Source organism: Pseudarthrobacter kochi, from assembly GCF_055412805.1.
This window is the reverse complement of sequence record NZ_JBVAYV010000022.1, coordinates 58205-69688: the sequence shown is the minus strand read 5'-3', so window position 1 is coordinate 69688 and position 11484 is coordinate 58205. Positions and strand designations below refer to the sequence as shown.

At 66.7% G+C, this 11484-nt stretch carries 6 protein-coding genes; 1 reads left to right on the top strand and 5 read right to left on the bottom strand.

What is annotated here, in order from left to right; translation table 11 throughout:
• Nucleotides 1–357 precede the first annotated feature (357 nt).
• From ACZY0Y_RS12205 to ACZY0Y_RS12195, 3 genes are read right to left on the bottom strand one after another with little or no spacing between them, the layout of a single operon-like run.
• Nucleotides 358–4056: a 1,4-alpha-glucan branching enzyme gene (locus ACZY0Y_RS12205; RefSeq protein WP_463958231.1), complete on the bottom strand. Its 3699-nt coding sequence runs from the start codon at nucleotides 4054–4056 to the stop codon at nucleotides 358–360.
• Between the two features lies 1 nt (nucleotide 4057).
• Nucleotides 4058–5854, bottom strand: a complete 1797-nt coding sequence (treS, locus tag ACZY0Y_RS12200; RefSeq protein ID WP_463883495.1) for a maltose alpha-D-glucosyltransferase — start codon at nucleotides 5852–5854, stop codon at nucleotides 4058–4060.
• Nucleotides 5851–7932: an alpha-1,4-glucan--maltose-1-phosphate maltosyltransferase gene (locus ACZY0Y_RS12195; protein ID WP_463958229.1), complete on the bottom strand. Its 2082-nt coding sequence runs from the start codon at nucleotides 7930–7932 to the stop codon at nucleotides 5851–5853. The genes treS and ACZY0Y_RS12195 overlap by 4 nt, the downstream gene beginning before the upstream one ends.
• Nucleotides 7933–8075: 143 nt before the next feature.
• Here ACZY0Y_RS12195 and glgP point away from each other — a divergent pair, with 143 nt between their 5' ends.
• Nucleotides 8076–10694, top strand: coding sequence for an alpha-glucan family phosphorylase (glgP, locus tag ACZY0Y_RS12190; protein ID WP_463958227.1), 2619 nt, complete (start codon nucleotides 8076–8078; stop codon nucleotides 10692–10694).
• Between the two features lie 77 nt (nucleotides 10695–10771).
• Here glgP and ACZY0Y_RS12185 read toward each other — a convergent pair whose 3' ends face one another.
• Both ACZY0Y_RS12185 and ACZY0Y_RS12180 read right to left on the bottom strand, forming a co-directional pair.
• Complete coding sequence (locus ACZY0Y_RS12185; RefSeq protein WP_160667802.1) at nucleotides 10772–11128, bottom strand: barstar family protein; 357 nt, start codon at nucleotides 11126–11128, stop codon at nucleotides 10772–10774.
• Nucleotides 11129–11135: 7 nt separating this feature from the next.
• Nucleotides 11136–11456, bottom strand: a complete 321-nt coding sequence (locus ACZY0Y_RS12180; RefSeq protein WP_463958225.1) for a hypothetical protein — start codon at nucleotides 11454–11456, stop codon at nucleotides 11136–11138.
• Nucleotides 11457–11484: the final 28 nt, after the last annotated feature.

Here is an 11484-nt window from a genome sequence, read left to right as displayed (position 1 = left end):
ACAATAAATTGGTATCAACAAACTTGGCACACTATTGAGTTCTCAAACAACAGACACACCCGGCACCACCACAACCAAGGGCCGTGGATCGCTCCGGAGCAACTTATCAAAGTTACCGGGCCGCTTCACCCTTGTCAAATCGTCATCCCGACCCAGTCTCGCCGTGAGGCTTCTGGGTCTTGGTGGCGGATCAACTCCGGGGAGCAGCGCGGAAATAAACTCTACCACCAGTTTGCCCTGGTGACAAAGAGGGCCCCGAGCGGCCTCCCGCAGGATCGCAAAAAGCCCGGAATCACGCGGATTCCGGGCTCTTCGACGAGGCTCAGCCAGTCCGTTTCCGGGCTGGCAGTCCCGGCGTCAGTTCACTGGTTTGAAGAATGCGGCGCCTAACGGAGGCAACGTGACGGTGAGGGTGGCCGGCTGGCCGTCGATGTCAACGTCGGCCGCCGTCAGGGTGCCGCCGTTCAGGACTCCGGAACCGCCGTACGTCTCGGCGTCGGTGTTCAGCACTTCGCGCCACTCCCCCGGCGAAGGAACGCCGAGATGGAAGTCCGTGTGCGGGGCCCCTGAGAAGTTGAACGCGCAGACCAGGGGGTTGCCCGCGGCGTCCCGGCGGATGAAGGTCAGGACGTTGCGGTTTGAGTCCCCGCCGTTGATCCACTGGAAGCCGGCGGGGTCGTTGTCCTGTTCGTAAAGGGCCTCGGTGGAGCTGTACAGCTCGTTGAGGTCTTTGGTCAGGAGCTGGATCCCGCGGTGCGCCGGAATTTCCGCCAGCCACCAGTCGAGGCCGTGCTGTTCGGACCATTCCGCCTCCTGGCCGAATTCCGTGCCCATGAAGATCAGCTGCTTGCCAGGGTGCGCCCACTGGTAGCCGAGGAAGGCGCGCAGGTTGGCCAGCTGCTGCCAGCGGTCGCCCGGCATCTTGCGCAGCATCGACCCCTTGCCGTGCACAACCTCGTCGTGGCTGATCGGCAGGAGGAAGTTCTCCGTGTAGGCGTAGACCATGGAGAAGGTGATGGTGCCGTGGTGCCACCGCCGGTTGAACGGATCCTCGGCCATGTACTTGAGCGAGTCGTGCATCCAGCCCATGTTCCACTTGATGCCGAAGCCCAGGCCGCCCTGGCTCGTGGGCGCCGTGACACCCGGGAACGCGGTGGATTCCTCCGCGATCATGACCGCACCCGGGTGGGTCTTGTAAACCGTGGCGTTGACCTCCTGCAGGAAGGAGATGGCCTCCAGGTTTTCCCGTCCACCGAACCGGTTCGGCTTCCACTGCCCCTCCTCACGGGAGTAGTCGAGGTAAAGCATCGAGGCGACGGCGTCCACGCGCAAGCCGTCGATGTGGAATTCATCGAGCCAGTAGAGCGCATTCGCGACCAGGAAGTTACGGACTTCGCTGCGGCCGAAGTCGAAGATGAGCGTTCCCCAGTCGGGGTGTTCGCCCAGGTTCGGGTCGGCGTGCTCGTACAGGGTTTCGCCGTCGAACTTTGCCAGCGCCCACTCATCCTTGGGGAAGTGGGCCGGCACCCAGTCCAGGAGCACGCCGATGCCGGCCTGGTGAAGTTCATCCACAAGGTACCGGAATTCGTCGGGGTGGCCGAAGCGCGACGTCGGGGCAAAGTAGGAGGTGACCTGGTAGCCCCAGGATCCGCCGAACGGGTGCTCTGCCACCGGCATGAATTCCACATGCGTGAAGCCAAGCCACTTGACGTAGTCGACCAGTTCCTTGGCCAGCTCCCGGTAGCTGAGCCCGACCCGCCAGGAGCCGAGGTGCACTTCGTAGACACTCATCGGCGAGTTGTGCGGATCCCGTCCGGCCCGGGCTTCCATCCACTCTGCGTCCTTGAAGGCGTAAGCGGGCTCCACGACCCGCGACGCCGTCAGCGGCGGAACCTCCGTGCCAAAGGCCAGCGGATCCGCTTTCTCCACCCAATAGCCGGGCTTGGTCCGGATCTCAAACTTGTAGCACGCCCCTGCTATAACGCCGGGGATAAAGACTTCCCAGACGCCGGACGAGCCGAGGGAACGCATCGAGTGCTGCCGGCCGTCCCAGCCGTTGAAGTCGCCCTTGACGCGGACTGCCTGGGCATTGGGCGCCCACACTGCGAAGGACACGCCGTCGACGTCGCCGAGGCCGGACTTGTAATGCTGGACGTGCGCGCCGAGCACATCCCAGAGGCGCTCGTGGCGGCCCTCGCCGATCAGGTGCAGGTCGAGTTCGCCGATGGTGGGCAGGTAGCGGTAGGGGTCGTCGGCCGGCTCCGGCGGCTGGCCCTCGTAGGTCACTTCCAGCCGGTAGTCGGGGACATGGCCCGACTCCAGCGGCTCCAGCACGGCAACCCATACCCCGCCGGACTCGTGCGTCATCGGGAAGGTCCCGGCAGCGGTCACCACGGAGACGGCTTCGGCGAGGTGCTTGACCGTGCGGATGGTGACGTGGCCGTGGTCGTCGAGGTGGGCGCCCAGGACCGAGTGTGGAGCGTGGTGTTCGCCGGCGGCGACCCTTGCAAGAGTGTCCGGGTCCACCGGCAGTGGGTTTCCGGGACGATCGATACGTGCTGAACCTGTCATTGTGATACCTTCCGCTGCGGCTTCGGCGGGGACGCCGGAGCCTGTACTGCCGAGGAGACGACGTGATGCGTGGACCGGTATGGAGAGCCAGTCCGGCCTGTTCCGTAGTTCGTAAATGACTTCATACAGGGCTTTATCGAGCCACAACGCCACAAAGAGGGGCGCATCGCGGTCAATGCTGCCGGGGATGACTTCCGCGTAGCCGGCCAGGAATGCCTCGGCGCAGTCGTCCACCCAGGTTTCCGGAACGTCCGCTGCGGGTTGCTCGCGCACTGCCGCGCCGGCGGCATAGTCAAAGGACCTGAGCATTCCGACGACGTCGCGCAGCGGGACATCCGGGAAATTGCGTTCGGAGATCGGCCGGAGCGGCTCCCCCTCGAAGTCGAGGATGGCCCAGCGCGGCGCCAGGCCGGGACCGCCGGGAACCTGGAGGATCTGGCCCAGGTGGAGATCGCCGTGGATCCGTTGCAGGGTCCCGGCGCTGCTGCCTTCGAGTCGCTCCATGAGCCTGTCCAGCGCTTCACCGTAGGGTCCGACGGCGGCCCCGGCCTGCGCCCAGGACTGCCGCACGCGCTCGGCTACGCCGGGCGCGATGTCGCGTCCGGGAACTGATTCGGAGGCGACGCCGAGAGCCTCGGCCAGCCGGCGGTGCACGGTGGCGGTGGCGGCGCCGAGCGCGTGTGCCTCGGCGGTGAAATCCCGGCCGCCGCTCGCCGCGTCGACCGCCAGCCGCCAGGCGTCCAGGCCGCCGGCGAGGAACTCGTGCGCCACGGCGAGTTCGCCGAGCGCGGCGCCGGGGCCGTGCCCGGACGGCGGTTCCCACTCGCCGGTGACCCAGCCAAGGGTGGCCGGCACTTCAACGGTGTGTCCTGCGGTCAGGGCGGCACCGACTTCCACTTCCGGGTTCTGGCCTTCGGAGAGCACACGGAAGAACTTCAGGATCGCTGCGGATTTGCCGTCGTCGACGATCACGGAACTGTTGGACTGCTCCCCGGAGAGGACTTTCACGACGCCGGTGGCCCGGGGCATGCGGCGGCCGGACTCAACGAGGTGGCCGGTGGCGTTCCCGGTGGGGGTGGTGCCGCCGTCGCGTATCAGTTCCAGCCACGCCGAGATGAACGCCGGGTCGTGGACGCCGTCGTAGATCCAGAGACCGCCGGGGGCACCGGCGGTTCCGCTGACGGGCCCAGGTCCGGAAATCTGCCCGATCAGCGCTCCATCAGCCCCGGCCAGGGGCGAGCTGCGGATGCTGAGCGGGACCTGGACGACGTCGGTGCGGGAGCCATCCGGCGTCGGGTAGCTCACGGCAAGCAGCAGTACCTCGAGCCCGGCCATGGCGGCATCGCTGCCAGGACCGCCGCCGAGGCGCAGTCCGCCGGCGGGTTCGAAGCTGAACTCCGCGCTCTTGACGGGGAACCAGCGCTGGCGCGGTAGCCAGTCGCCGAGCAGTCCGCTCAGGGCCGGGGTAAGGGTGGGTCGGGTCATGTCAGCCTTCGATGGACAGGATGGGCATGGCCTGGGTGTAGGGCGATGACGGGTTGGAGGCAGCCGAGCGGATCCGCAGCCAGAAGAAGTCGTGGCTGCCCAGGGTCAGCGTCAGGGTTCCGTCCTCGGAAATCGCCGGGAACGCCTGGCCGCCGAACACGTCCCGGAGGCCGCGGCCGGCGAACCTCGGGACCCGCAGGGTGGTGGCCACGGGATGCTGGGACAGGTTGAAGGCACACAGGATCGTTTCCCCGTCCTCCCCGGCAGAGTTGCCTTCCGGCAGCTCGCGCAGGTAGGCGAGGACGACGTCGTGGTCTGCTTCGACGTGCTCGAAGCCGCCCAGTCCGAAGGCGGGGTGGTTCTTCCGGACGCTGAGGATCTGGCGCGTCCAGCGCAGCAGCGAACCCGAGTGGGCCGCTTCGGCCTCGACGTTGGCCATGCTGTAGTTGTAGACCAGCGACTGGATCACCGGAAGGTACAGCTTGCCGGGGTCCGCGTTGGAGAACCCGGCGTTGCGGTCCGGGTTCCATTGCATGGGGGTACGGACGGCATCGCGGTCCTCGAGCCAGATGTTGTCCCCCATGCCGATCTCGTCCCCGTAGTACAGGAACGGGCTGCCGGGCAGGGACAGCAGCAGGGCATTGATGAGCTCGATTTCGGAACGGGAGTTGTCCAGCAGCGGAGCCAGCCGGCGGCGGATGCCGATGTTGGCGCGCATGCGCGGATCCGGCGCGTACCAGCCGAGCATCGCGGCGCGCTCGTCGGCTGTGACCATTTCCAGTGTCAGCTCGTCGTGGTTGCGCAGGAAGGTGCCCCACTGGGCGCCTTCGGGAATGTTCGGGGTGTCCTTCATCGTCTCGATGATGGGGGCGGCCTTCTGGTCGCGCAGGGCGTAGTAGAGCCGCGGCATGATCGGGAAGTGGAAGGCCATGTGGCATTCCGGTTCCGCTTCGGTGCCGAAGTACTCGACCACTTCAGCCGGCGGCTGGTTGGCCTCGGCAATGATGACGCGACCCGGGTAGCTTTCGTCGACCATCTTGCGCAGCTTGCGGAGGAACTCGTGGGTCTGCGGCAGGTTCTCGCAGTTGGTGCCCTCCTCCTCGAAGAGGTAGGGGATGGCGTCCGCGCGGAACCCGTCAATGCCCTGGTCGAGCCAGAACCGGACGACGTCGAAGAGGGCGTCGATGACCTTGGGGTTCTCGAAGTTCAGGTCCGGCTGGTGGCTGAAGAAACGGTGCCAGAAGAACTGCCGCCGGATCGGGTCGAAGGTCCAGTTGGATTCCTCGGTGTCCACGAAGATGATGCGGGCGTCTTCGTACTTCTCGTCCGTGTCGCTCCAGACATAGAAGTCGCCGAACGGTCCCTCCGGATCCTTGCGGGATTCCTGGAACCACGGGTGCTGGTCGGAGGTGTGGTTCAGCGGAAGGTCAATAATCACGCGGACGCCGCGGGCGTGGGCCTCCGCGACGAGGCGCTTGAAATCGCTGATGGTGCCGAATTCGTCGAGCACCGAGTTGTAGTCCGAGATGTCGTAGCCGCCGTCGCGGAGCGGGGACTGGAAGAAGGGCGGGAGCCAGAGGCAGTCGACGCCGAGCCACTGCAGGTAATCCAGCTTTTCGATCAGGCCGTGGAAGTCGCCCGAGCCGTCACCGTTTCCGTCCGCGAACCCGCGGACCAGCACTTCGTAGAAGACCGCCTTGCGGTACCAGTGCGGATCATGCTGGAGGCCGGGCGCGTTCAGTTCAAAGGACCCCTTCGGGCTGAAGTGCTGGTTGGGGTTGGTCGGGCTGAAACTCACGCGTGCGGCCTCCGGATGCTAAGAATGTGCGCGGGTTCGACATGGGCGTCCAACCGAGCGTAGTTGTACTCCCCCCATTCCCAGCTTTCGCCGGTCAACAGATCATCCACCATGAACCGGCCGTTGTGCGTGAGGTCGTCGGGGTCCAGCTCCAGCGCCGCCAAATCCAGCGTGACCGTGCTCTCGCGGATGCCGTGCGGATCAACGTTGACGACGACGATGAGAGTGTCCTTCGAGCCGTCAGGGAGGGTCTTGTGCTTCGAGTAGACGACAGTGGCGTTGTCCGTGCTCTGGTGCACCGTCAGGTTCTGCAGGTCCCCGAGGGCCGGGTGGGCGCGCCGGATCTCGTTGAGCCGGCTCAGGTACGGGGCCAGCGTCCGGCCGGAGCCGGCCGCCGTGTCCCAGTCACGGGCCTTGTACTCGAACTTCTCATTGTCGATGTACTCCTCGGCGCCGGGCCGGGCCACGTGCTCGTAAAGTTCGAAGCCGGCATAGACACCCCAGATGGGACTCGCGGTGGCAGCCAGCGCGGCCCGGATCTTGAACGCGGGCGGGCCGCCGTACTGCAGGAATTCGGTCAAGATGTCCGGGGTGTTGACGAAGAAGTTCGGCCGGAAGTAGGCCGGGGATTCGTGGCTGACTTCCTGGAAATACTCTTCCAGCTCCTCCTTGGTGTTCCGCCAGGTGAAGTAGGTGTAGGACTGCTGGAAGCCGGCCCGGCCCAGCGCGTGCATCATGGCCGGGCGGGTGAAGGCCTCGGCGAGGAAAACGACGTCGGGGTGTTTCTTGTTGACCTTGGCGATCAGCCACTCCCAGAACCACACCGGCTTGGTGTGCGGGTTGTCGACGCGGAAGATCTTAACGCCGTGGCTCACCCAAAGGAACACAATACGGAGGATCTCGTTGGACAGGCCCGCCGGATCGTTGTCGAAGTTCAGCGGGAAGATGTCCTGGTACTTCTTCGGCGGGTTCTCGGCATAGGCGATGCTGCCGTCAACGCGCGTGGTGAACCACTCGGGGTGGCTTTCGACCCAGGGGTGGTCCGGGGCGGCCTGCAGTGCAAGGTCCAGGGCCACTTCCAGTCCCAGTTCCCCGGCCCGCGCCACGAAGGCGTCAAAGTCCTCAAAGGTGCCCAGGTCCGGGTGGATGGCGTCATGGCCGCCTTCCTTGGCCCCGATGGCCCACGGGGAGCCGGGATCGTGCGGTCCGGCCAGCAGGGTGTTGTTCGGGCCCTTGCGGTGCTGGATGCCGATCGGGTGGATCGGCGGCATGTAGATGATGTCGAAGCCCATGGCCGCGACGGCGTCGAGGCGCTTCGCGGCGGTGCGGAAGGTGCCGGAGGTCCACTCCCCGGTGTCGTGGTTGCGGACGGCGCCCTCGGACCGGGGGAAGAACTCGTACCAGGCGCCCCGGCCGGCGAGCTCGCGCTCCACCAGCAGCGGGTACGGCTCGGAGACGGTGACCTGTTCGCGGATCGGCTGGCGATCGATGACGGCGGCGACCTCCGGGCTGAAACCGGCGGCGAGGCGTTCCTCGATGGTCTTGGACGTGTCATTGAGCCCGACGACGGCCATCCGGAAGGTCCGCCGGTCAGCGGACGGCCGGGAGGAGTCCTCGGACGCTTCAGCGAGCAGCGCGGCGCCCTCGGCCAGCATCAGCTCGACGTCGATTCCGGCTTCCACCTTGACCTCGGCGTTGTGGTGCCACGTGCCGTAGCGGTCATGCCAGGCCTCGATCACGAAGGACCATGTGCCGGTGGCCGACGGGGTCAGGAGGCCCTCCCAGCGGTCGGTTCCCTGGCCGCGGGGGGCGCGGGGCGGGGCGAGACGGACGCGCTGGCGTTCCTTCCCGCGGGGGTCGAGCAGGACGGCGCTGACGCCGAGCTGGTCGTGACCTTCGCGGAAGGCGGTGGCACCCACCACCAGGGTTTCTCCCACAACGGCCTTGGCAGGGAATTTCCCGCCTTCCACCACAGGCTGTACGGCGGTGATTGGAAAACGGCCAAAGCGAAGGCCCTCCGTGATCAGGGCCTTCGGCTTTTGCTTGGACACGGCACTGGTTCGCGAGTTAGTCGTCACAGCCTCGACGTTATCGACAAATCGGCCAGATTGCTAAGGCTGCTCACTTTTTTCGGGGCGTTTTCGGGAACACTGACCGTCATTTATGCAAAAGAAACTCAAACCGGTTCCGAGCCTCCGACTTGTCAGTTAGTGTTTCGCAGGTGAAGGCAATCCGCAGATTTACCGTCCGAACCGTTCTTCCTGAGCCGATCCGGCCGCTGGCCCGGCTGGCCACCAACCTTCGGTGGTCCTGGCACCTCCCCACGCGCGAGCTTTTCGAGGGCCTGAACCCGAAGATCTGGGCCGAGAGCGGCCACGACCCCGTGACCTTCCTCGGCCTGGTCAGCAGGGAGGAGCTGCAGCGTCTCGGCGCAGACCAGGACGTGGTGCAGCGTGTCCACGCGGCCGCCGCGGACCTCGACCGGTACCTCGAGCAGCCCCGCTGGTACCAAAGCCTCGGCGACGGCGCACCGGCGTGCATCGCCTACTTCTCCCCTGAATTCGGTATCACCGAAGTGCTGCCGCAGTACTCCGGCGGCCTCGGCATCCTCGCCGGCGACCACTTGAAAGCAGCCTCGGACCTTGGTGTGCCGCTGATCGGCGTGGGACTGCTGTACCAGGCCGGCTATTTCAAGCAGTCGCTCTCCCGCGACGCCTGGCAGCAGGAAACCTATCCGGTCCTGGACCCGGACGGACTGCCCCTGACACTGCTGCGCGAGGCCTCCCCTGACGGCACCGGCAAGCCCATCGAGATCTCACTGCCGCTCCCCAACGACCGCCGGCTGCTGGCGCACGTCTGGCGCGCCGACGTCGGGCGTGTTCCGCTCCTGCTGCTGGACTCCAACGTTCCCGGCAACGACGAGGCCGCCCGCGGCATCACCGACCGGCTCTACGGCGGCGGCGGCGACCACCGCCTCCAGCAGGAGCTCCTGCTGGGCATGGGCGGCGTCAAGGCCCTGCGCGCCTACCAGAAGCTCTCCGGCAGCCCCGCGCCGGAAGTGTTCCACACCAACGAGGGCCATGCCGGATTCCTGGGAGTGGAGCGGATCCAGGAAATGATGTCCGCCGCGGAACCGCTGAGCTGGGACGAGGCGCTGGCCGCCGGCCGGGCTTCCACCGTGTTCACGACCCATACCCCGGTGCCGGCCGGCATTGACCGCTTCGAGATCTCGCAGATCCAGCACTTCTTCGACGCCGGGCTGGCTCCCGACGTGCCCGTGGGCAAAATCCTGAACCTCGGCCGCGAGGACTACACCGACGGCAATCCGTTCGTCTTCAACATGGCCGTGATGGGCCTGCGGCTGGCCCAGCGCGCCAACGGCGTGGCCAAGCTGCACGGCGTGGTCTCCCGCGGCATGTTCTCCGCGTTGTGGCCAGGATTCGAACACTCCGAGGTGCCCATCACCTCGGTCACCAACGGCGTGCACGTGCCCACCTGGGTGGACCCGCGGGTGTCCGCACTGGCGCGCGAGCAGTTCGGCCCGGACGCGGGAACGCAGGGCCGCTGGGACCTCGCCTACAACGTCAGCGACGAGGACGTCTGGGCCCTCCGCCGCGAGATGCGGGTGTCCCTCGTGGAGGACGTGCGGCGCCGCCTCCGGGCAGCCTGGAAGAAGCGCGGGGCGGCCGACGCCGAGCTCGCGTGGACGGACTCCGTGCTGGACCCGGACATCCTGACCATCGGTTTCGCCCGGCGTGTGCCGACCTACAAGCGGCTCACCCTGATGCTGCGCGAGCCCGAGCGGCTCAAGGCCCTGCTGCTGCACAAGACACACCCGATCCAGCTGGTCATCGCGGGCAAGTCGCACCCGGCCGACGACGCGGGCAAGAAGATGATCCAGGACCTCGTACGGTTCACCGACGACCCGGCCGTGCGGCACCGGATCGCGTTCCTGCCGAACTATGACATCGCCATGGCCCGGACCCTTTTCCCGGGGTGCGATGTCTGGCTGAACAACCCGCTGCGTCCGCTCGAGGCCTGCGGCACCTCCGGCATGAAGGCCGCCCTGAACGGCTCGCTCAATCTCTCGGTCCTGGACGGCTGGTGGGACGAGATGTACGACGGCGAAAACGGCTGGGCGATTCCGACCGCCAACAACGACGCGTCCCCGGAGGAACGCGACGACATCGAGGCTGCGGCGCTGTATGAGCTGCTGGAGACGCAGGTGGCGCCCCGTTTCTACGGGCTGACAGTGTCCGACGGCGCCGGCGCGGCGGGGCCTTCGACGTCCGGTCCGCAGGCTGTCCCCACGCACTGGGTCTCGATGATCAAGCACACCATGTCGCATCTGGGCCCGGCAGTCTCGGCCGAGCGGATGCTCCAGGACTACGTCAACGTCCTGTACCGTCCTGCCGCCGTCGCCGGCCGCCGGGCGGGGGCGGACAACTATGCCGAGGCCAAGTCCCTCGCGGCCTGGGTTTCCCGGGTCCGGGCCGCGTGGCCGCAGATCCAGGTGGAACACGTGGACTCGGTGGGCGTCTCGGAAGACCCGCAGATCGGCGACATCCTCCAGGTCAACGCCTACGTCGCCCTGCACGACCTCACCCCGGATGATGTTTCGGTGGAGGTCGCCTACGGCAAGGCCGAGGACAGCGACGAGCTGGCCGACGTCACGGTGGCGGAGCTGAAGGCGGTTGAAGACCTGGGCAAGGGCCGGCACCTTTTCAGCGGCACCCTGGTCATCGACCGGTCCGGCTCCTTCGGCTACACCGTTCGGGTGCTCCCGAAGCACGCGGCGCTGGCGTCCAAGGCGGAACTTGGACTGATCGTCAACGCCTGACACCTGCCAGCCGACCGCACGACGAACAGCGCCGCAACCCGGATACCCGGGTCGCGGCGCTGTTGTCTGTTGCGGGCTTAGAGGCAGACGGCGATGACAGCCAGGTTCTTGCCGGCATAGCGTTCGGCGTCCTGCAGGATTTCGCAGATGACGCCGAAGGAACGGTCCGAGCGGAAGACGGCCGGGACCTCCCAGATGAAGGTGATCGGGCTCTGGCCGTCGTCGGAAACGGCATCGGCGAAGTCGTGCAGGGAGTCGTTGAGGGCATCCAGGTTCACGCCGTAGTCCGCCGGGAAGTCCAGCGTTTCCGCGAACGTCTCGAGCACGGTCCGCTTGGTGTCGGCGGCGGGGATCAGCACCGCGCGCCGCCCGGCGTCGGCCGCCAGCGCCTGCAGTTCCTCGACGGTCCAGGTGTCTGCGGAGTAAATCTTCATGGGTTCCCTACTTGCCTTCGATGATGAATCTGAACGAGTTGTAATGGTCCGCCGTGTAGTACTTTTCGCCGGCTTCTCCGGCCACGATCCGGCGGGCTTCGGCGGGAAGTTCGGAGGCCTTCACTTCCGGCAGCCCGGACGGGTTGGCGACCGCGGCCGGGGCCGCCGGGGCGGGAGCACGGGACTGCGCTGGGCCTGACTGGATGGGGCCTGGCTGCGTGGGGCCGGCCGGGGCGCTCCCGGTCGGCGGGACCCCTGCCAGGACGAACGCAAGTACCGCCAGTCCGACCAGCAGGGCAAGCAGGGCCGTCAGCCGCTGGACCTTCATTTTTCGTTCCTTATGCCTGAATCGGGGC

Coding starts and splice junctions, on each gene's coding strand:
- ACZY0Y_RS12205 (WP_463958231.1), bottom strand. CDS start 4,056: ATGACCCGACCCACCCTTACCCCGGCCCTGAGCGGACTGCTCGGCGAC.
- ACZY0Y_RS12185 (WP_160667802.1), bottom strand. CDS start 11,128: ATGAAGATTTACTCCGCAGACACCTGGACCGTCGAGGAACTGCAGGCG.
- ACZY0Y_RS12180 (WP_463958225.1), bottom strand. CDS start 11,456: ATGAAGGTCCAGCGGCTGACGGCCCTGCTTGCCCTGCTGGTCGGACTG.